Annotated in this window: 18 protein-coding genes; 13 read left to right on the forward strand and 5 right to left on the reverse strand. The window is 62.3% G+C overall.

From position 1 onward, the window contains the following. Positions 1-29: 29 nt before the first annotated feature. Positions 30-1,019 (reverse strand): LacI family DNA-binding transcriptional regulator, encoded by a 990-nt coding sequence (locus tag F0A16_RS01080; protein WP_149433552.1) that lies wholly within the window; start codon positions 1,017-1,019, stop codon positions 30-32. Between the two features lie 469 nt (positions 1,020-1,488). Here F0A16_RS01080 and F0A16_RS01085 point away from each other — a divergent pair, with 469 nt between their 5' ends. The 7 genes from F0A16_RS01085 (at position 1,489) to tal (ending at position 10,146) form a co-directional block, all read left to right on the forward strand. After that, positions 1,489-2,808, forward strand: coding sequence for an ABC transporter substrate-binding protein (locus F0A16_RS01085; protein WP_149433553.1), 1,320 nt, complete (start codon positions 1,489-1,491; stop codon positions 2,806-2,808). A 104-nt stretch (positions 2,809-2,912) separates the two neighbouring features. Continuing rightward, a complete protein-coding gene (locus F0A16_RS01090) occupies positions 2,913-3,848 on the forward strand; it encodes a carbohydrate ABC transporter permease (protein WP_149433554.1) in 936 nt (311 codons plus the stop codon). Next, on the forward strand, positions 3,845-4,669 hold the full coding sequence (locus tag F0A16_RS01095) for a carbohydrate ABC transporter permease (protein WP_149433555.1): 825 nt from the start codon (positions 3,845-3,847) through the stop codon (positions 4,667-4,669). The genes F0A16_RS01090 and F0A16_RS01095 overlap by 4 nt, the downstream gene beginning before the upstream one ends. Before the next feature lie 45 nt (positions 4,670-4,714). Continuing rightward, positions 4,715-5,848 carry an ABC transporter ATP-binding protein gene (locus F0A16_RS01100; RefSeq protein WP_149433556.1) on the forward strand — a complete coding sequence of 378 codons (1,134 nt, stop codon included), beginning with the start codon at positions 4,715-4,717 and terminating at the stop codon, positions 5,846-5,848. Between the two features lie 60 nt (positions 5,849-5,908). Further along, positions 5,909-7,384 carry a mannitol dehydrogenase family protein gene (locus F0A16_RS01105; RefSeq protein ID WP_149433557.1) on the forward strand — a complete coding sequence of 492 codons (1,476 nt, stop codon included), beginning with the start codon at positions 5,909-5,911 and terminating at the stop codon, positions 7,382-7,384. A 70-nt stretch (positions 7,385-7,454) separates the two neighbouring features. Beyond that, a complete protein-coding gene (gene xylB / locus F0A16_RS01110) occupies positions 7,455-8,942 on the forward strand; it encodes a xylulokinase (RefSeq protein WP_149434075.1) in 1,488 nt (495 codons plus the stop codon). Positions 8,943-9,189: 247 nt separating this feature from the next. Beyond that, positions 9,190-10,146 carry a transaldolase gene (gene tal / locus F0A16_RS01115; protein WP_149433558.1) on the forward strand — a complete coding sequence of 319 codons (957 nt, stop codon included), beginning with the start codon at positions 9,190-9,192 and terminating at the stop codon, positions 10,144-10,146. A gap of 395 nt (positions 10,147-10,541) precedes the next feature. On the opposite strand, the gene F0A16_RS01120 is transcribed toward tal, so the two are convergent. The 3 genes from F0A16_RS01120 to F0A16_RS01130 form a co-directional block, all read right to left on the reverse strand. Beyond that, positions 10,542-11,537 (reverse strand): LLM class flavin-dependent oxidoreductase, encoded by a 996-nt coding sequence (locus F0A16_RS01120; protein ID WP_149433559.1) that lies wholly within the window; start codon positions 11,535-11,537, stop codon positions 10,542-10,544. A gap of 276 nt (positions 11,538-11,813) precedes the next feature. After that, positions 11,814-12,611 carry an SDR family oxidoreductase gene (locus F0A16_RS01125; protein WP_149433560.1) on the reverse strand — a complete coding sequence of 266 codons (798 nt, stop codon included), beginning with the start codon at positions 12,609-12,611 and terminating at the stop codon, positions 11,814-11,816. Continuing rightward, positions 12,598-12,822 carry a thermostable hemolysin gene (locus tag F0A16_RS01130; protein ID WP_149433561.1) on the reverse strand — a complete coding sequence of 75 codons (225 nt, stop codon included), beginning with the start codon at positions 12,820-12,822 and terminating at the stop codon, positions 12,598-12,600. Before F0A16_RS01130 ends, F0A16_RS01125 begins: the two co-directional genes overlap by 14 nt. A gap of 196 nt (positions 12,823-13,018) precedes the next feature. Between F0A16_RS01130 and F0A16_RS01135 the strand changes: the two genes are divergently transcribed. Together F0A16_RS01135 and F0A16_RS21650 are read left to right on the forward strand one after the other, a co-directional pair. Continuing rightward, positions 13,019-14,653: a BCCT family transporter gene (locus F0A16_RS01135; protein WP_149433562.1), complete on the forward strand. Its 1,635-nt coding sequence runs from the start codon at positions 13,019-13,021 to the stop codon at positions 14,651-14,653. A gap of 222 nt (positions 14,654-14,875) precedes the next feature. After that, positions 14,876-15,046 (forward strand): hypothetical protein, encoded by a 171-nt coding sequence (locus F0A16_RS21650; protein WP_187775873.1) that lies wholly within the window; start codon positions 14,876-14,878, stop codon positions 15,044-15,046. A gap of 86 nt (positions 15,047-15,132) precedes the next feature. On the opposite strand, the gene F0A16_RS01140 is transcribed toward F0A16_RS21650, so the two are convergent. Further along, positions 15,133-15,807: a GntR family transcriptional regulator gene (locus F0A16_RS01140; RefSeq protein WP_149433563.1), complete on the reverse strand. Its 675-nt coding sequence runs from the start codon at positions 15,805-15,807 to the stop codon at positions 15,133-15,135. Between the two features lie 204 nt (positions 15,808-16,011). Here F0A16_RS01140 and F0A16_RS01145 point away from each other — a divergent pair, with 204 nt between their 5' ends. The 4 genes from F0A16_RS01145 (at position 16,012) to madM (ending at position 20,269) form a co-directional block, all read left to right on the forward strand. Further along, on the forward strand, positions 16,012-17,376 hold the full coding sequence (locus F0A16_RS01145; RefSeq protein WP_239023669.1) for a malonyl-CoA decarboxylase: 1,365 nt from the start codon (positions 16,012-16,014) through the stop codon (positions 17,374-17,376). 31 nt (positions 17,377-17,407) lie between these two features. Further along, on the forward strand, positions 17,408-18,946 hold the full coding sequence (locus F0A16_RS01150; protein ID WP_149433564.1) for a malonate--CoA ligase: 1,539 nt from the start codon (positions 17,408-17,410) through the stop codon (positions 18,944-18,946). A gap of 145 nt (positions 18,947-19,091) precedes the next feature. Then, complete coding sequence (gene madL, locus F0A16_RS01155; protein ID WP_149433565.1) at positions 19,092-19,493, forward strand: malonate transporter subunit MadL; 402 nt, start codon at positions 19,092-19,094, stop codon at positions 19,491-19,493. 14 nt (positions 19,494-19,507) lie between these two features. Beyond that, on the forward strand, positions 19,508-20,269 hold the full coding sequence (madM, locus tag F0A16_RS01160) for a malonate transporter subunit MadM (protein WP_110717497.1): 762 nt from the start codon (positions 19,508-19,510) through the stop codon (positions 20,267-20,269). Positions 20,270-20,285 lie beyond the last annotated feature (16 nt).

Raw genomic sequence — 20,285 nt, forward strand, 5'->3', positions numbered from 1 at the left:
CCCGATCATCATTACACGCCTCAGTGGATTCAGTGAGCACGGAGTTGCCCCCGGACCACGGTTCGGAAGCCACGTTGTTCCGGCGATTGAATCGCCGCCAACGCCAATTGCAGCGCTTGCTGCGCGATTTCCGGCAGATTGTGGTGAATGCAAGGGATATGCACGCCGAACACGTCGCTGTGCTCGATGTCGTCGATGCTGAATAGCTGGATGTCCTGCTGCGGCACGATGCCCTGCTCGTGACAAAGCTTCAGCACCGCCATGGTGATCTGGTTATTGGCCCCGATGATGGCTTCTGGCCAGGGGTGATCGCGCAGATAGTCGCGCAGCGCGCGGTAGGCCGGCTCGAAGCTGAAATCGCTGTAGATCACCTCGAGCGATACCGGTCGGCTGCCGATCGCTTCACGCAGCCCGGACATGCGTCCGATCGAGACCATCGAGTCGGCCGGGCCCGACACGGCGAGCAGTTGCTCCATCCCCCTCTCCAGACAGTAGCGCCCGGCCTGATAGCCGCAGTCGAGATTGTCGATGTAGACGCCGCCGTAGTGAGCGGCCTTGAGTTCGCGATCGACCAGCACGACCGGAATGCCCGCCGCCTCGAGGCGATCCAGGTAGGCCGGATGGTAGTCGATGTCCGAGGAAATGACCGACAGGATGACGGCATCGACGGAGAATTCGATCAACTTGCCGATCGCCTCGTCTTCCAGGGTTTCCGACTCGTAGGAATCGAAGACCAGCACCGTATAGCCCCGGGCCCTGGCTGCCAGCGTGATCTCCCGGGTCATCCGGCCGAAGAACGGGTTGCTCATGTTGGGATTGACGACGCCCAGTGTACGCGTGATCGCGGGATCGCGGTTGACCGCCTGCGACTGGGAGACGTAGTTGAGTTCGCGGGCGATTCGCAATATCTGATCGCGGGTCTCGGTGTGCACCTTCTCCGGAGAAGAGAAGGCCCGTGAGACCGTGATCTTGCTGACGCCGGCTTGTCGGGCAATATCTTCGAGCGTGGTTCGAGGCATCGACCTCATCTCCCTGGTGACACTCTTGGTTTTTCGACCTGTCGAGAAGGTGGTTGGCGAGGCCGGGCGGCCGGCCTGGCTCAGTGAATATCATGAGCAACTGATATCATTTTGTGTCATTTTATAACATCGATATTGTCGGTGGGAGGTGGCTTTTTCTCTACTACTTAGGTCTATTCAAGGCATTAAACATTGGTCTAATAATAAATAAACAGCTGATTTTAATGGATAATTTAAATCGCCATCCGCTTGATTCCTTCAGTGTTAACGCTATGATTTCTTCTTGATGTCATGTGCGTAAGGGCAGGCATCCAAGAATGCACGGTCGATCCTCTTCCCCATAACGCCAGCCTGGATAGATTGGGTCGGATCGTATCCGTGGGATCGTTCGATGCTCGGCGTGACAGCCGTCGAATGCGACCGCCGTCGAAAACCATAGCAATAACGAGCGCTACGAGAGGAATTCCAGATGAGACTTGCCTTGTTTATTTCAGGTATCGGGATCGCAGGCTTGAGTGCCTGCTCCGCGGCCATGGCGCAGAGCACGGAAATCACCGTCGCCACCGTGAACAATCCCGATATGGTGACCATGCAGAGCATGATGTCGGCATTCAAGGACGCGCATCCGGATATCAAGGTCAATTGGGTGACGCTACCGGAGAACGAGTTGCGGCAGAAGGTCACGACCGATATCGCCAGCGGGGCCGGCCAGTACGACGTGGTGACCGTGAGCAACTACGAGACGCCGATCTGGGCGCAGAACGACTGGCTGACGCCGATGGAGAATCTGCCCGAGAGCTATGACGTCGATGATCTGCTCAAGCCGGTGAAGGACGGCCTGTCGGTCGATGGCACGCTCTACGCCTTGCCGTTCTACGCGGAATCCTCGGTGACCTATTACCGCAAGGATCTGTTCGAGAAGGCCGGTATCGAGATGCCGGACAAGCCGACCTGGAGCCAGATCGAGGAGTTCGCCTCCAAGATTCACTCCCCCTCGGATGGTGTCTATGGCATCTGTCTGCGCGGACTGCCCGGATGGGGTCAGAACATGGCGCTGTTCGGCACCATGGTCAATAGCTTCGGCGGACGCTGGTTCGACATGGACTGGAAACCACAGCTAACCAGCGATGAGTGGAAGAACGCCGCCAACGCCTACGTCGACCTGCTCAACAACTACGGCCCCCCGGGCGTAACCTCCAACGGCTTCACCGAGTCCGAGACGCTGTTCGCCAACGGCCAGTGCGGCATGTGGGTAGACTCCACTGTGGCGGCCAGCTACGTAAGCGACCCGGAAACCTCAAAGGTCGCCGACAAGGTAGGCTTCGCTCAGGCGCCTTACGAGACGACCGAGAAGGGATCCAACTGGCTGTTCACCTGGGCGTTGGCCGTGCCGCAGTCTTCCAAGAATCAAGAAGCGGCGAAGACCTTCGTCGATTGGGCGACCTCCAAGGACTACATCCAGGCCGTCGCGGATGACAAGGGCTGGCTGGCGGTGCCGCCGGGAACGCGCCAATCGACTTACGCCAGCGAAGACTATGTCAAGGCGGCACCGTTCGCCCCGCTGGTAGAGACGGCGATCAAGAGTGCCAGCCCGAATGACTCCAGCGCGCAGGAAGTACCCTATACCGGCGTGCAGTTCGTCACCATCCCGCAGTTCCAGGCGATCGGTACGCGGGTCGGCCAGTTGATGGCGGCGATGCTTTCCGGTCAGAGCAGCGTCGATGAAGCGCTGCAGCAGGGGCAGACCTTTACCGACCGCATCATGCAGCAGACCGGCAAACCGCAGTAAGCGATTCGCCACGGACACCGCCGATCCGCCAGGTGATCGGCGGTGTCGCTGCGTAAGTCGGACCAGTGGTTGCATGACGCAATCCAAAGCCACGGGAATCACGCATGAAAGCCATTTCTCGAACCGCCTCGACCACCGCGCCATCCGCCGAAGTGACCGGTGCGCGCTCGTTCGCTCGCACCACGCGACTGTTGATGGCTCCGGCGGTCATCTTCCTGCTGATCTGGATGCTCGTGCCGTTGGCAATGACCATCTACTACTCGTTCCAGCAGTACAACCTGATCATGCCGATGTACAACGGCTTTGCCGGGTTGACCAATTTCGCCATCCTGTTGAGCGATCCCACTTTCTGGAAATCGCTGGCCAATACCCTGATCATCGTCGCCGCCAGCCTGGTCATCACGGTTTGCCTGGGGCTGGCGCTGGCGCTGCTGTTCAACCGAACCTTCGTCGGTCGTGGTGTGGCACGTACTCTGGCGGTCGCGCCGTTTTTCGTGATGCCGGTCGTGACCGGGCTGATCTGGAAGAACATGCTGTTCCATCCGGTATACGGTCTGTTCGCCTGGGTGGCTCGACAGCTGGGGCTGGAGCCGGTCGACTGGCTTGCCCACTATCCGATGCTGTCGGTGATCATCATGATTACCTGGGAATGGACACCGTTCGCGCTGCTCGTACTGTTGACGGGCCTGCAATCGCTACCGGAAGACCAGATCGAGGCGGCCAAACTCGACGGCGCCAGTGCCTGGCAGGAGTTCCGGCATATCGTGATTCCGCATCTGGGGCAGGTGCTCTACGTCGTGGTGATGCTGGAGAGCATCTTCTTCCTGACCTCGTTTGCCGAGATCTACACCACCACTAGCGGCGGTCCGGGCACCGCGACCACCAACCTGCCGTATTACATCTTCCAGACCGTGTTCCAACAGAACGACATCGGCATCGCCTCGGCGGCCGCCATCGGCGCCGTGATCCTGGCGAACATCTTCGCCATCATGCTGATTCGCTTCATTGCCGGAAACCTCAACGCGGGAGCCGCACGATGAATTCGAACCGGTTTACCAATGGCGCCCTGGGCGTGCTCGCGTGGGGCGTGGCGTTATTGATCTTCTTCCCGATCCTGTGGTTGCTGCTGACCTCGTTCAAGACCGAGCAGCAGGCCTTCACGGTAGTGCCGAATTTCTTCTTCTCGCCGACACTGGAGAGCTTCAAGATGGCCCTGGCGCAGGGCAGCGGCTATTGGCATTACGCCTGGAACTCTGCGCTGATCGCCGTCGCCTCGACCGTCATCGGGCTGGCACTGGCGGTGCCGGCCGCCTATGCGATGGCGTTCTATCCCAACAAGCGCACCGATTTCCTGCTGGTATGGATGGTCTCGACCAAGTTCATTCCGGCGGTGGGCGTGCTGATTCCGATCTACCTGGTCTACAGCGCGGTCGGGCTGCTGGACAACGCGTTGGGGCTGACGCTGCTGTTCACCGCCATGAACCTGCCGATCATCGTATGGATGGTCTACTCCTACTTCCGCGACATTCCCAAGGACATCGTCGAGGCCGCCGACATCGACGGTGCCAGCATCATGCAGACCCTGTTCAAGGTGGTGTTGCCGCTGGCGCTTCCCGGGCTGGCCTCGACGGGGCTGCTGGCGCTGATTCTGGCTTGGAACGAGTCGTTCTGGAGCATCACCATGACCGACCACCGCGCGGCGACGCTGGCGGTCTACATCGCCTCGTTCAAGAGTGCCGAGGGGCTGTTCTGGGCCAAGATGTCCGCCGCCTCCGTGCTGGCGATAGCGCCGATTATCGTGCTCGGCTGGTTCACGCAACGCCAGATGGTCAGAGGCCTGACTTTCGGCGCCGTCAAATGACCGGCGATCGTGCTGGTAACGGATTTCATCTAGAGGGTTAACGACATGGCTATCGTCGAACTCAAGAACGTCGCCAAGAACTATGGTTCGCAAATCAAGGGCGCCAGCAGCAGCAACGCCGTCGATAACTTCAATCTGGTCACGCGTGACGGCGAGTTCGTGGTCCTGGTGGGGCCTTCGGGTTGTGGCAAGTCGACTACCATGCGCATGATCGCTGGGCTCGAGCGCAACACCGAAGGCGAAATCCTGATCAGCGGCCGAGACGTCAGTCAGGTGCCGCCCAAGGAGCGCGACATCGCGATGGTGTTTCAGAGCTACGCGCTCTACCCGCACATGAGCGTGGCCGAGAACATGGCGTTCAGCCTGCGGTTGAAAAAACGCCCCGCCGAGGAGATCAAGCAGAAGATCGACGAGGCCGCCCAGACGCTGGGCATCCAGCATCTGCTCGAGCGCAAGCCACGTGAACTCTCCGGCGGGCAACGCCAGCGTGTCGCGCTGGGCAGGGCGATCGTGCGCGATCCGCAGGTCTTCCTGATGGACGAGCCGCTCTCCAACCTGGATGCCAAGTTGCGCGTCGACATGCGTGCCGAGATCGTCAAGCTGCACAAGCGTCTCAACGTCACTACCTTCTACGTTACCCACGACCAGGTCGAGGCAATGACCATGGGCGAACGCATCGTGGTGATGAAGGATGGCAAGATCCAGCAAATCGACACGCCGATCAATCTCTATGAGTTTCCGGCCAACCGTTTCGTGGCTGGATTCATCGGCAATCCCTCGATGAACTTCCTGCCCGCCAAGCATGTCGATGGTGTCGTGAGTGGCGATGGCTATCGGCTGTCCCTCGACGCTGCCCATCGTGCCGCCATGGCGTCGCGGGGCGCGGCGGACGTCTGGGCCGGTATCCGCCCGGAACATCTTCGCCTGAGCGATGCGGCCGCGACCAATCGCATCGAGGGCACGGTGGATGTCGTCGAGACGCTGGGCGCGGTGACCATGGTGCAACTCAGCGTGGGCGAACACGCCGTCTCGGCCCAGCTCCCGGGCCATCGGAAGGTGCAACTCGGCGACACGCTGACGCTGACCTGCGACAGCGACAAGCTGCATCTGTTCGACAACGAGAGCGAGCTGGCCATCGCCCGCGAGCCGACGGCGGCGTCTTCGGCCGCGGAAGCCTGACCGATACCGTGGCGTGCTCGGGAGATCACCCGCGGCAGTGACTTTTTCAGGAGAAACGTTATGGCATCGTTGAATTCGGCGGCGCTCGATCAGCTCGATAGCAGCGTCGCCAAGCCATCCTACGACCGGGGCCAGGTCACGCCTGGCATCGTGCACTTCGGTGTCGGCGGCTTCCATCGCGCCCACCAGGCGATGTATCTCGATGACCTCATGAATCGGGGCGAGGCGCTGGATTGGGGAATCGTCGGCGTCGGGGTCATGCCCGGCGATCGTCGTATGCAGGCGGCGCTCTCCGCCCAGGATCATCTCTATACCCTGGTGATCAAGCACCCCGAGGGCGAGTACCAGGCGCGGATCATCGGTTCGATCATCGACTATCGCTACGCGCCGGACGATATCGAAGGCACCCTGGAGCTGCTGGCGGATCCGAAGATTCGCATCGTCTCGCTGACAGTGACCGAAGGCGGCTACAACTTCCACCACGTCACCGGCGAGTTCGATCTCGGCAACTCCGATGTCGAGCACGACCTGGCCTCGCCGAAGACGCCCAGGACCACTTTCGGGATCGTGGTCGAAGCGCTGGCCCGACGTCGCGAGCGTGGCGTCGAGCCGTTCACGGTGATGTCCTGCGACAACATTCAGGGCAACGGTGAAGTCGCGCACAAGATGTTCGTGGCTTATGCCCGAGCGCGGGACGTGGAACTGGGCGACTGGATCGATGCCAACGTCCATTTCCCCAATTCGATGGTCGATCGCATCACGCCGGTGACCACCGAAGCGGACATCGAGGAGATCGGAAGCCGTTTCGGTGTCGAGGATCGCTGGCCGGTGGTCTGCGAGCCCTTCACCCAGTGGGTGCTGGAGGACCATTTCAACGCTGGCCGTCCGGCCTACGACCAGGTTGGCGTGCAACTGGTCGAAGACGTCATGCCCTACGAACTGATGAAGCTGCGCCTGCTCAACGCCAGCCATCAGGCGCTGACCTACTTCGGCTACCTGGCCGGCTATCGCTACGCGCATGAAGTATGCCAGGACCCGCTGTTCGTCGATTTTTTGCTCGATTACATGAACCGCGAGGGTACGCCGACCCTGCGGCCGGTGCCGGGGGTCGATCTCGACGACTACAAGCACACCCTGATCGCGCGCTTCGCCAATCCGGAGATCAAGGACACCCTGGCGCGGCTGTGCGCCGAAAGTTCCGATCGCATTCCCAAGTGGCTGCTGCCGGTGATTCGGGAGCAACTGGCCCAGGGAGGGGAGATCCATCGCAGCGCGGCGGTCGTCGCGAGCTGGGCGCGTTATGCCGAGGGAGCCGACGAACAGGGCGAGCCGATCACGGTGGTCGATCGCCTCAAGGACGAGTTGATGGCGATCGCCAAGCGCAACCGCGACGAACCGACCGCCTTCATCGAGAATCGTCAGTTGTTCGGAGATCTGGCCGATGACGAGCGGTTCCGCTCGGCTTATCTCGATGCGCTGGATCGTCTCTACCGCGATGGTGCACGGGCCTGCGTCGAGCATCTGGTCGCCAATTGACCTCGGCAGCCGACAGGATAAGGCCGGCGCTGGCGCCGGTCTCGACGGAACTGATCAAGGGATGGATGTGATGTATATCGGTGTGGATTGTGGCACCCAGAGCACCAAGGTGGTGGTGGTCGATGGCACCGACGGTCGTATCGTCGGCGAAGCCTCGCGATCCCACAAGCTGGAGCAGGGCGACCACGGACGGCGGGAGCAGCGTGTCGAGGAGTGGACCGAGGCATTCCGCGGCGCGCTCGACGAGGCGTTGAAGGATGCCGGCATCGGTGCCGAGACCATCCGTGCGATCGGTATCTCCGGACAGCAGCACGGCATGGTGGCACTGGATGGCGATGGCGTACCGGTGCACCCGGCCAAGCTCTGGAACGACACCGAGACCGCGGAGTGGAACGAACGGCTGATCGATCGGCTCGGCGGCGAGCAGGGTTGCATCGACAAGCTGGGGCTGGTGCTGCAGACCGGCTACACCGCCTCCAAGATCGCCTGGCTGCGCGAGACCCATCCGCAGGCCTATCGCCGGATCGCCACGCTGCTGCTGCCCCACGACTACCTCAACTTCTGGCTGACCGGCGAGCGCGTGGCCGAACCCGGCGATGCCTCCGGTACCGGCTACTTCGACACCCGGGCGCGCACCTGGCGGCGCGATGCGTTCGAACTCATCGCCCCGGAGCTCGACTTCGACAGCGTGCTGCCCAGGCTGATCGACTCCCGCGAGGCGGTGGGCAAGGTGCGACCGACGCTGGCCCGTGAACTGGGCCTCAGCGACGACGTCATCGTCTCCAGTGGCGGTGGCGACAATATGATGGGCGCCATCGGGACTGGCAACATCGAGCCGGGCCGGGTCACGATCAGTCTCGGCACGTCGGGCACCATCGCCGTTCATGCCGGCGAACCGGTGGTGCCGGACAACGCCATGGTGGCGAACTTCTGTGCCAGTCATGGCGGCTGGTTGCCGCTGATCTGCACCATGAACGTGACCTCGGCCACGACGACGTTGCGGGAACTGGTCGGGCTCGACATCGACGGTTTCAACCGCGCCGTGGCCAAGGCGGAACCGGGCGCGGGTGGCATCACGCTGCTGCCGTTCTTCAGCGGCGAGCGGGTGCCGGCGCTGCCGCAGGCGCAGGCAAGCATGAGCGGCATGACCAGCTTCAATACGACGCCGGAAAACCTGTGTCGCGCGGCGGTCGAGAGTGCCACGTTCGGGTTGCGCTACGGCCTCGAGCTGCTCGGCCCGCTGGCGAGTCAGGCGACCCAGATTCGTCTCGTCGGTGGTGGCGCGAAAAGTCCGGTCTGGCGTCAGATCGTCGCCGATGTGCTCGATCTCGAAGTGGTTTGTCCAGAAGTCACCGAGGCCGCGGCTTTCGGGGGCGCCATTCAGGCGCGCTGGTGCGATGACCGCGAGTCCGAGGTGGCTCTGGACAAGCTCTGCCGGGATTGGGTGCGGCTGGACGAAGGGACACTGACCCGGCCAAGGCCGGAAGCGGTCGCCTGCTACGATGGCATCTATCGGCGCTATCGCGAAGCGCTGAGCCGGGAGTACGGGATCGCCTGAGTCCCTCCATTCCATGAGGGGGGGGGCATTGAAATCATCGCATTTCCCCCTCATGAAGACAGGACCTGGGCGGTGATTCTTCGCTGGAATTCCACCTCGCGGGCATCCTGTCCGACCAGGAGCGACCCTGATCATCGACGACCGGAAACACGGCGTGGGGCACGGCGACGGCCACACATCGGTGTTATGCTTTCAGAATCAGGATTGCGACGGGATGCAATCACACGCCACAACGATGGAGCGATTCATGACACAGCAACTCGACTCTCTCAAACAGCTTTCCATGGTGGTTGCCGATACCGGCGACCTGGATGCCATTCGTCGCTACCAGCCGCATGACGCGACCACCAACCCATCGCTGATCCTCAAGGCCTTCGATCTCGAGGGCTATCAGGCCCTGATCGACGAGACACTGGCGGCGGTCAAGTCCGATGTCAGCGACGTCGATGCCCGCGTCGAGGAGGCCGTGGATCGCCTGTCGGTGGCCATCGGCACCGAGATCACCAAGCTGGTGCCCGGACGGGTCTCTACCGAGGTGGCGGCCAAGCTCTCGTTCGATGAGAAGGCGAGCATCGACAAGGCCCATCACCTGATCGACCTCTACGAGAAGCAGGGTGTCTCCAAGGATCGGGTGCTGATCAAGCTGGCCTCCACCTGGGAAGGCATTCGCGCCGCCGAAAAGCTCGAGAAGGAAGGCATCAACTGTAACCTGACGCTGCTGTTCTCCGACGCCCAGGCCCGGGCCTGCTTCGAGGCCGGTGTCTATCTGATCTCGCCCTTCGTCGGTCGCGTCACCGACTGGTACAAGAAGGCCACCGGCACCGAGTCCTACGCGCCGGACGAGGACCCGGGCGTCAAGTTCGTGCGCGGTGTGTGCGACTACGCCAGCCAGTACGGCTACGACACCGTGGTCATGGGTGCCAGCTTCCGTAACACCGACCAGATCCGGGCGCTGGCCGGCTGCAATCGCCTCACCATCTCGCCGGCGCTGCTCGAGGAGCTGGCCTCGACGGACGGGGAAGTGACGCGCAAGATCACCGACCAGGGCAGCGGCACCCAGCGTCTCGACCCGATCGGCGAAGCGCAGTTCCGGTGGGAGCACAACGAGGACGCCATGGCGACCGAGAAGCTGGCCGAGGGTATCCGCACCTTCGCCGCTGACCAGAAGAAGCTGGAAGGCCTGCTGGCCAAGCGTCTGGGTTGATAGCCCTTGGACTGACTTCTCACCGCTGTCTCGAAATGAAAACACCCGGCCATGTGCCGGGTGTTTTTTTGTTGGTAAAGGGGCTGGCTGATTACCGGTCGAGGACCGTATCACTGACCGTGAATCAGCCATCCTCGTCGTTGATTGACGAGGGGGCTTAACGCTCGCCCCCTTGCCGCTCCCCCTCTACTGGCGTCGCAAGACCGCGAATTCCTGAGCGGAAAGCGCCTGCGCTTAGGGTCGGTGCGTACGGACATCCATGTTGCGCGACCCGGCTTGGCGCCCTCCGCTCAGCGCTGTCTTGAAGACGCCGTCGCGTCGCCCTGACCAGAGATGTCCTCTGTAACGAGGAGTGGGTCGAGCGTTTTAAAGCCGCGAGTCACGGCGTGGGTCGGTTACGCCTTCCTCCAGACATCCGCCAGAATCTCGTAGGATTTCACCCGGTCGGCGTGATCAAAACAGTCGGTGTTGACCATGATCTCGTCGGCGCCGGTCTGCTCCAGCAGCTCGTCAAGTTGCTGTCGCACGCTCTCCGGCCCGCCGACCACCGCGGCACCCAGGTTCTGGGCCACCATGGCCCGTTCCTGGGGCGACCAGTCGAGGTTCTCCACCGGCGGCTGGGTCCGCGTGCTCTTGCCGCGAATCAGGTTGAGGAACTTCTGCTGCTGGGTGGTGGCGAGAAAGCGTGCATGCTCGTCGGTGTCGGCGGCGATCAGCGGGATGCCGATCATCGCGTGGGGCTTGTCGAGCACGCCTGGCTGGAAGCCTTCACGGTAGAGATGCAGCGCCTCGATCATGTAACCGGGGGCAAACTGACCGGCGAAGGCGAACGGCAGCCCCAGTCTGGCCGCGAGCTGGGCACTGTAGCCGCTGGAGCCGAGCAGCCAGATCGGCACATGGGTGCCTTCACCGGGAATTGCCCGTACCCGCTGGCCGGGCACGGTGTCGCCCAGGTAGCGGCGGAGTTCGTCGAGGCGATCGGGAAAATCGTTGACTCCGGCGCGGGGGTCGCGACGCATCGCCTGCATGGTGATGCCGTCGGAGCCCGGCGCACGGCCGAGGCCGAGGTCGATGCGATCCGGGTAGAGCGTCGCCAGCGTGCCGAACTGCTCGGCGATCGCCAGCGGCGGATGGTTGGGCAGCATGATCCCGCCGCTGCCGATGCGCATGGTCGAGGTCGCCCCGGCGATGTGGCCGATCAGCACGCTGGTCGCCGCGCTGGCGATCCCGTCGATGTTGTGGTGCTCGGCCAGCCAGTAGCGGTTGTAGCCCAGACGCTCGGTCTGCTGGGCCAGGTCGACGCTGCGGCGGAAAGTCTCCGCCGCCGTGCCGTCGCGCGTGATCGGCGCCAGATCCAGCACCGAGAGAGGAGTATCGGCAAGTCGTGACATGAGCGTTCCCGTCAGGAAATGGATGGACGCTCGTTAGCGCCCTCATGATCTCCATCATGAGGGCTGTTGCGATGAATGCAACCGATACTCGCTGTCGGTCTCCACTCTGTCTCTGGGTTCCTCGAACGTTCTAACGAGGTGTGCGTCTAGATATCTGCCAGCAGGGCCTGAATGTCCTGATGACGCCCGGCATCGGCCGTCTCTCGGCCGGGGCGTGGCGCAGCGGCCAGGGCCTTCAAGGCGCGGTGTGCTGTCATGGTGATCTCCATATGCGAATCAAGACGATGGGGAAGGACGACGCGCATGCTGCTGGATCGTCGGAAGCCGCTTCTTGAGCGCGCGGTCGACGATTCCGGGCAGAATCCCGTTCAACCTGACCAACAGGCACTCCGGCCAACCGAGCTGTCGATCACGAGCACGTGTCTCGATGCCGCGAATCACGCTCGCCGCGACGCGGGCAGGTTCGTCCACGTGGTTGCCCTGCGCGGTATTGAGGGCATTGGCTCGGTCGCTGTTCATGCCGGTGCGGGTGGCCCGGGGCGAGATGTGGAGCACATGGACCGGCGTATCGGCCAGTTCCCGACGTAGCGCCTGGCTGAATCCGCGCAGGGCGAATTTGGTCGTGCAGTAGGCGGTGTAGCCGGGGTGACCGATGGCGCCGAAGGCGGAGCCGAGGTTGACGATCCAGGCGCTGTTCTCGTGCAGCAGTCGCGGTAGCAGCGCTTGAGTGAGCAACAGGGTTGCTGTCACGTTGAGGTCAACCATCGACGAGATCGCCGCTGGGGACTGCTCGTCGAACAGACCGAAGTGATTCACCCCGGCTGCGTTGATCAGCATGTCGATACGCACGTCGTCTGCAGCCTCGAGCACTCGGCGACGATCCTCGCGCGTCGTCAGGTCGGCGGACAGCGCACGAATGCGCTCTGGCTCCAGCGCTGTCAGTTCTTTCATCACGCTGGCATTACGCCCCACGATCAGCAGCCGCGCGCCGCGCTGTGCCAGCAGTGTCACCAGTTCCCGTCCGATACCGCCGCTGGCGCCGGTGATCAGGATGCGGCGATCAGACCAGCGCATGGCTAAAACCCTCGTGACTGGCAACGTCGTCGGCATCCCGCCCAAGATTGCGGAACATAGCACCGTAGAGCCGGGGCGCGAACTGGGCGATCGAGGCGCCATGCTGCTGCCGGTAGGTGTCGGTAATGAAGCTCTCTAGCGTGGCTCGCTCCCGATTGTCGCGACTTTCACGCCAGATGGTATTCGCCGCTGAGGCAGGTAAACCCGACATCGATAGCCCTCCGGCAAGATGATGGGGGCCAGATTGAAGAGTGAGGGCTTAACGAAGTCTTACGCAGGAACACGAGGGGGGGTAATCTCTCACCCATCCCGAATGGCGCGGGCGATAGGGGGGCTTCCGCAGAAAGTGGTGTCGTCGTCTATACTATTGACGTCAAAGGAAATCAGCACAAACAAAAGGGGACGACATGCCCAAACTCGGTAAGCAAGGCGTATTCATCGTCTCGGCGGTGGTGATCGCAGCGATCGTGGCCGTAGGTGCCATCTTTCCGGCAGGGTTCGGGAATATCGCCAACGCGGCACTGGGGGCGACCACACGCTACTTCGGGTGGTTCTATCTGATCTCCGTGTTCGGGTTCGTCATCTTTCTGGTGGGTCTGGCATTCAGTAAATACGGGAAGATTCGCCTGGGGCCGCAAGACAGCAAGCCAACCTATGGTTTCTTTTCCTGGGTGAGCATGCTGCTGGCGGCTGGGTTCGGGGTTGGCCTGGTGTTCTACGGCATGGCTGAGCCCATGACGCACTACATGACGCCGCCCTATGGCGATGTGGAACCGGAATCCGCCGAATCGGCGCGTTATGCGATTCAGTACGCCTTTTTCAACTGGGGTATTCACCAGTGGGCGGCGTTCTCGGTCGTCGGTCTGATCATCGCCTACTACCAGTTTCGCAAGGGGCAGGCGGGCATGGTCTCCAACGTGCTGTCGTCGGTCACCGCGAAACGTCCGAAGCTACGCCGCCTCGGGCCGGTCCTCGATATCTTCGCGGTCGTCGCAACGGTGATGGGGGTGGCGACCTCCATCGGTCTGGCGGTACTGCAGATCAACGGCGGCCTGCATTCGGTATTCGACGTGCCGGAAAACATGATGTGGCAGTTCATCATCATGGGGGCGATGTTTGTCTGCTACATGCTCTCGGCCACCTCGGGTCTGGACAAGGGCATCAAGAACCTGTCCAACCTCAACTTGATCATCTGCTTTGCGTTGATGTTCTACATCCTGTTCACGGGACCGACCATCGCGATTCTCGAGACCATCACGCTGGGTATCGGCGACTATCTGCAGAACTTCATCGGCATGAGTCTACGAATGTCACCCTACGATGACAGTCAGTGGGCATCGAACTGGACCATCTTCTACTGGGCCTGGGTCATCGCCTGGTCGCCGTTCGTGGGGACTTTCGTGGCGCGAATCTCGCGTGGCCGAACCATCAAGCAGTACGTTTTCGGGGTACTCGTCGTGCCTCCGTTGTTGGCTTGCCTTTGGATCGGTGTCTTCGGTGGCGCCGCCCTTCAGATGGAGATGAACAGCGACGCAGGGCTTGCCCAGGCTACGGCGGACAACATCACTTCCGCGCTGTTTCAGATGTTCGATCTGATGCCGTTCTCGAATGTGTTGTCGATCGTTGCACTCTGTCTGATCTTCATCTTCCTGGTGACGTCGGCGGACTCGGCGACCTACATCGTTTCTCAGATGACTGACAACGGCTCGCTCAACCCGCCGCTGGTAAAGCGCATCATTTGGGGGGTGTTGATCGCGGCGATCTGCCTGACATTGCTCTCCGCCGGTGGCGAGAACGGACTGAAAGGGCTGCAGTCGGCCTCGGTATTGGCGGCGTTGCCGTTCACGTTCATCCTCTACGGGATGATATTCGTGACGTTGAAAGAGCTGCGCGCCGATCGCAAGGCCATGCTGACCGCGCTCTATCGACGCCATAGCGATACTCCGGTGGGTGCCGACGCCTTCGAGGCCGAGGAACTGGGAGAAGAAGATCGCTATCGGCGTGCCCCCGACATCAAGAACCGCCGCATCAACCCGCGTTGATCATCGGCGTGGGAAGTCCCGGCCCCGGTCTGCAAGGATCGGGGCCGTTTTCGTCAGGGGATGAGGGCGGCTGGCACGAGCGAGGCGGAGGTCGAGCGGCGCTGGGGCAGATGGAGAAAAATCGTGAAACGGCTTAATTTATGACTGGATTTCCTCTCCATGCCGCCGTTAATAGGACGATAAAGCATTCAATAGGACGATGAAGCATTGCGGAGCTCATCCATGCCACCGGCCTTGAAGTCTTCACGACAATCGCGCCACGGCGCCACTCGCCGCGGGATGCCGCCTGCCGAGTCCAGGATCGACCGATGGCTCAACGCGCTGGTCAGCCTGGCCGTGGTCACGGCCCTGATCGTCGGCGGTGCGGCGCTGCTCGTGACCCTGCTGTTCTGAATCGCTCGGGCTCGTACCGGGCCCGGCCCGCCAGCTCGAGGCATCCGGCGCGAGGCGCGTCGTCGGCCATCCTGCCACGCGACTCGCTAGCCCTCGCGGCGTCTGACCTGCAGGCGCTGCATTGACGCGACCAGGTCGTTGAACCGTTCCCCTTGAACCTGCACATGGGCCTTGATCGCTGCCTCGGCAGCGTCGGCTTCACCGCGCTCCAGCGCCGCCACGATGGCCTCGTGCTCGTCGAAGCTGGTGGCGAGGCGGTGGCGGGCGTGCAGTTGCAGACGACGATAGGGCTTCAGAATGGCATGCAGGCGTGCCGCCTCTTGGGTCAGGAAGTCGTTGTGGCTGGCCTCGTAGATCAGATGATGAAAGATGCCGTTTTCGTAATAGTAACCGTCGGCGTCTCCTGACCTCATGCACGCCCGGCAGGCTGCCTGGGCACGGTGCAGCGCCGCCAGTTCCTCGGGGGTCGCGCGGCGGGCCGCCAGACGAGCGCACATGCCTTCCAGTTCTGCCATCACCTCGAATCGCTCGACCAGTTCGGTCACGCTCAATTGAGCGACGAAGGTGCCGCGTTTCGGCAGAACGCGCACCATGCCCGATGCCGCCAGTTGCTGCAGCGCTTCGCGAATCGGGGTGCGCGAGCAGTCGTACTCCCTTGCCAAGGCTTCCGGGTCCAGTTTGTCCCCCGGCGCGTAATGACCGTCGACGATGGCATCCTCGAGCAGGTCGCGAAGCCGCTGGGCATGCGGGATGCGGGCCATATTAGACTTTCTCCTATATTGACACCCGGTCTGTGAGGGCATAACTGTTATATATAACAGAGCGATGACATGTATGTTAACTGTCGATTTCCAGTTCGCGTTATATCGATGGTTCCCCGACCAACTGCCTCGCTCCGTTCACGCTCACCGGTGACGCCGTGCGACATCGGTGGAAGCTTCAGCCTCAGATCCGAGAGGGCCGGCATGAACGTCAACATGAATTTTCTGCAGGATCTTCTCTCCAGTATTGGCCGCCGAACCCGAGGCCAGCATCTCTTCGGTGGCGAGGGCAGTGGCAAGCCGAGCAGTCTGGCGAGATTGACCTCGGTGTGCGAGACCTTGATGCACCCTGGCGGGGAAGCCTCCCAGATCCTGATCGCCCAAGAGGCACTGGAGCGCTACGCCTCGCTGGGCGACAGCGATCGCGTCGCCTTTTTCCAACTGCTGGGGGAGCGCTACGCCGCCGAGCCCGATGCCATCCACCAAGCCTATGCCGCTTATCGCGACACGGGAGACAACGCCAGCCTGCAGCGGCTGTTCTCTGCCTGCGAGCCGCGACGTCAACATCTGCTACGCCGATTGAACTTGTGCCCCGGCGGCACTTACGAACTGGTCAAGATGCGTGCGGACCTGTTGCGCTGTCTCAAGCCCCATCCCGAGCTGGCGCCGCTGGATTCCGACTTCGAGCACCTTTTCGCCTCCTGGTTCAATCGCGGTTTTCTGGTCCTCGAGAGTATCGACTGGAACACGCCCGCGGCAGTACTCGAGAAGATCATTCACTACGAGGCCGTCCATGCCATCGGCGACTGGTCGGACCTGCGCCGCCGTCTGGATCCGGAAGATCGTCACTGCTACGCCTTCTTTCACCCGGCCACGGGAGACGAGCCGCTGATCTTCGTCGAGGTGGCGCTGTGCAAGGGCATTCCCAACAGCATCCAGACGATTCTCGAAGGGGGCGACGAAGTACGCCCGGAAGAGGCCGATACCGCGGCGTTCTACAGCATCAGCAACTGTCAGGCCGGCTTGCGGGGTATCTCGTTCGGCAACTTCCTGATCAAGCAGGTGGTTCAGGAGCTCAAGCGTGAACTGCCCAATCTGGAGAAGTTCGTGACTCTGTCACCGGTCCCCGGTTTCGCCAAGTGGCTGGCGGCCGAGCGCGAAAGCGGCGCCTGCCAGCTGACCGACGAGGTCGCCGGCGGCCTCGATGCAGGCGGCTGGGTCGAGAACGCCAAGCTGCGCGACAAGCTCACGCCCGAGGTACGCGGCCTGGCGGCGCACTACCTGATCGATGCCAAGCGCGACAACGGCCTGCCGCTGGATCCGGTCGCCCGTTTTCATCTGGGCAATGGCGCCAGTCTGCATCGGCTCAACTGGCCCGGCGATACGTCCGAAAATGGCCGCCGTCAGTCCCACGGCCTGATGGTCAACTATCTCTATGAGCTCGACCGGATCGAGCAGAACCATGAAGCGTTCAGCCGCGAGGGTACGGTGGTCTGTACCAGCGACATTCGTCGCGATGCCAAGCAGGGGCGCTCACGTTGCCGTCATGGCTCCCGCACCGATGCCTGATCGGTGGCGTTTTCAAAGCAGGAGAGGTGGAATGAATCACAACTTGTATCTGCAGTTCTTGGGCAACTTCGAGCACGATCCGGACAAGGTGCTGATCGACACGCCGAGTGGCGAGACGTATCGCTATCGCGACGTGCTGTCCACGTCGCGGCGGATGGCGAGAGTGTTGCGCGACACGGGCGTCGAGCGGGGCGACCGGGTCGTCGTCCAGGTCGACAAGAGCCCGCAGGCGATCATGCTCTATCTGGCCTGCCTGCAGACGGGGGCGGTCTATCTGCCGCTCAACACCGCCTACACCGAGGCCGAAGTCGAGTACTTCCTGAGCGACGCCGAGCCCCGGCTATATGTTTGTTGTCCGGCCGACGTCGAGACCGCCCGGAGCCTGGCGCAGCGCTGTGGTGTGGCGGCCGTCGAGAGCCTGGGCAGCGGGGCCGACGGTTCTCTGATGGATCGGGTGGAGAGCGCCGGGGAGGAGACACGCGTTGCCGAACTCGAAGCCGACGAGCTCGCGTCGATTCTTTACACCTCCGGCACTACCGGGCGTTCCAAGGGCGCCATGCTCAGCCATGGCAATCTGGCGGCCAACAGTCAGGCGCTGGCACAGACCTGGCGCTTTACCGCCGACGACCATCTGTTGCATGCACTGCCCATCTTCCATATCCACGGACTGTTCGTGGCCTGCAACATCGTCCTGACCGTGGGTGCGTCGATGACCTTCCTGCCCAAGCTCGACGCCGAACAACTGCTGGACCTGATGCCGCGAGCGACGGCTTTGATGGGTGTGCCGACATTCTACACCCGCCTGCTCGCCAGCCCGCGCCTGGACAGGACGACAACCGCGAACATGCGGCTGTTCGTCTCCGGTTCCGCGCCGCTACTGGCGGAAACCCATCGCGAATTCTCCGAGCGAACCGGCCATGCCATTCTCGAACGCTACGGCATGACCGAGACCAACATGAACACTTCCAACCCCTACGACGGCGAACGTCGTCCGGGCACGGTCGGTTTCGCGCTGCCGGGTAGCGAGGTCCGCATCACGGATCGCGAGAGCGGCAAGGCACTGGCGGCCGGGGAGACGGGGCTGGTGGAGGTTCGCGGCCCGAACGTCTTCCAGGGGTATTGGCGAATGCCGGAAAAGACTGCCGCCGAATTTCGCGACGACGGTTTCTTCATCACCGGCGATCTCGGACTGATCGATGCGGACGGCTACCTGCATATCGTCGGGCGCGACAAGGACCTGGTGATTTCCGGCGGCTACAACGTCTATCCGAAGGAGATCGAGCAGTGGATCGACGAGATACCACAGGTCGCCGAGTCGGCCGTCATCGGCGTGGCCCATCCCGATCTTGGCGAGGGAGTGACCGCCGCGGTGGTACTGAAACCCGGCGAGTCGCTTGACGAATCCCAGGTGCTGGCGGCGCTCGAGGACAAGGTGGCGCGCTACAAGCAGCCCAAGCGCGTGTTCTTCATCGACAGCCTTCCACGCAACGTCATGGGCAAGGTGCAGAAGAATGCGCTGCGCGACCGCTACGCCGATATCTACCGCAGTGCCGAAACGGTCGGCAAGTAGCCTGCCGCTTCACTGTTGTCCCCTGCCGCGTGGGTAACGCGGCAGGGCAGCCACGCCGTGAGTGGCTGTCCCGACACACGCCAAGCTCCGATAGCCGGGCTGATCATGACCATTTTCTATAATAACGCCCCATGAGGTGATAACGATGGTGATTTACGGTGTAGCACTCCTGGCCGGTTGCATGCTGGCCGGGCTAATCATCGGCGACGTACTCGGCCAGTTGCTGGGCATCGACGCCAACCTGGGTGGCGTGGGTATCGCCATGCTGCTACTGATCTTCGTGACCGGATATCTCAAGGATCGCGGCAAGCTGCCGGAAACGACCGAAAGTGGCATCAACTTCTGGAACGCGATGTACATTCCCATCGTCGTCGCCATGGCGGCGAGCCAGAACGTGGCCGCGGCCTTCAGTGGCGGCATGGTGGCGATTCTCGCCGGTGTCCTCGCGGTGGTGCTGGGACTGGCGCTGGTCCCGGTGCTGACCGGCAAGAAAGTCGACGACGCGAGCCCGCTCGAGTCGGCCACGACAACCCCTAGTGGCCATTGAGAGAGGATGCCGACATGAACGATTCCATCGTCTCCCTGGTCGACAAATACCACCTGATCGCCGCGTTTGCGGTGGTCGGCCTGACCATGTACGTCGCCTACTGGTTGAGCCGGCATCTGACTGCCGGCCGTCTGCACGGCTCGGCGATCGCGATCATCATTGGCCTGGCGCTGGCGTATGTCGGTGGCGTGTCCACTGGCGGCAGCAAGGGGCTCTCCGACGTGACGCTGTTTTCCGGCCTCGGTCTGATGGGCGGCGGCATGCTGCGGGACCTGGCCATCATTGCGACCGCCTATGGCGTGCGTTTCCAGGAGATCAAGAAAGCCGGATTACGCGGCGTGATCGCGCTGTTCCTCGGTGTCCTGGTGTCGTTCGTCGCCGGGGCGGCAGTGGCGATCGGCTTCGGCTACACCGACCCGGTGGATATCACCACCATTGCGGCCGGAGCGGTGACCTACATCGTCGGACCGGTGACCGGTGCCACCCTGGGAGCGAGTTCGGAAGTGATCGCGCTGTCGATTGCCGCCGGTCTGGTGAAATCGATTCTCACCATGATCGCGACACCATTGACCGCCAGATTGATCGGCCTGGACAATCCGCGCTCGGCGATGATTTTCGGCGGCCTGATCGGGACCACCAGTGGCGTGGCGGCGGGCCTGGCTGCCACCGATGCGCGCCTGGTCCCCTACGGCGCGATGACCGCGACTTTCTACACGGGACTCGGCATCCTGCTGGCCCCGACAGTGCTGTTTCTCGCCGTGCGGGCGATCTTCTGAGAAAAGGGCGGCCGGC

The organism is Salinicola corii (assembly GCF_008298015.1).
GTDB lineage: Bacteria > Pseudomonadota > Gammaproteobacteria > Pseudomonadales > Halomonadaceae > Salinicola > Salinicola corii.

Coding starts and splice junctions, on each gene's coding strand:
- F0A16_RS01135 (WP_149433562.1), top strand. CDS start 13,019: ATGCCCAAACTCGGTAAGCAAGGCGTATTCATCGTCTCGGCGGTGGTG.
- F0A16_RS01130 (WP_149433561.1), bottom strand. CDS start 12,822: ATGTCGGGTTTACCTGCCTCAGCGGCGAATACCATCTGGCGTGAAAGT.
- F0A16_RS01080 (WP_149433552.1), bottom strand. CDS start 1,019: ATGCCTCGAACCACGCTCGAAGATATTGCCCGACAAGCCGGCGTCAGC.
- F0A16_RS01140 (WP_149433563.1), bottom strand. CDS start 15,807: ATGGCCCGCATCCCGCATGCCCAGCGGCTTCGCGACCTGCTCGAGGAT.
- tal (WP_149433558.1), top strand. CDS start 9,190: ATGACACAGCAACTCGACTCTCTCAAACAGCTTTCCATGGTGGTTGCC.
- F0A16_RS21650 (WP_187775873.1), top strand. CDS start 14,876: ATGCCACCGGCCTTGAAGTCTTCACGACAATCGCGCCACGGCGCCACT.
- F0A16_RS01095 (WP_149433555.1), top strand. CDS start 3,845: ATGAATTCGAACCGGTTTACCAATGGCGCCCTGGGCGTGCTCGCGTGG.
- madM (WP_110717497.1), top strand. CDS start 19,508: ATGAACGATTCCATCGTCTCCCTGGTCGACAAATACCACCTGATCGCC.
- F0A16_RS01145 (WP_239023669.1), top strand. CDS start 16,012: ATGAACGTCAACATGAATTTTCTGCAGGATCTTCTCTCCAGTATTGGC.
- F0A16_RS01085 (WP_149433553.1), top strand. CDS start 1,489: ATGAGACTTGCCTTGTTTATTTCAGGTATCGGGATCGCAGGCTTGAGT.
- F0A16_RS01120 (WP_149433559.1), bottom strand. CDS start 11,537: ATGTCACGACTTGCCGATACTCCTCTCTCGGTGCTGGATCTGGCGCCG.
- F0A16_RS01150 (WP_149433564.1), top strand. CDS start 17,408: ATGAATCACAACTTGTATCTGCAGTTCTTGGGCAACTTCGAGCACGAT.
- F0A16_RS01105 (WP_149433557.1), top strand. CDS start 5,909: ATGGCATCGTTGAATTCGGCGGCGCTCGATCAGCTCGATAGCAGCGTC.
- xylB (WP_149434075.1), top strand. CDS start 7,455: ATGTATATCGGTGTGGATTGTGGCACCCAGAGCACCAAGGTGGTGGTG.
- F0A16_RS01090 (WP_149433554.1), top strand. CDS start 2,913: ATGAAAGCCATTTCTCGAACCGCCTCGACCACCGCGCCATCCGCCGAA.
- madL (WP_149433565.1), top strand. CDS start 19,092: ATGGTGATTTACGGTGTAGCACTCCTGGCCGGTTGCATGCTGGCCGGG.
- F0A16_RS01100 (WP_149433556.1), top strand. CDS start 4,715: ATGGCTATCGTCGAACTCAAGAACGTCGCCAAGAACTATGGTTCGCAA.
- F0A16_RS01125 (WP_149433560.1), bottom strand. CDS start 12,611: ATGCGCTGGTCTGATCGCCGCATCCTGATCACCGGCGCCAGCGGCGGT.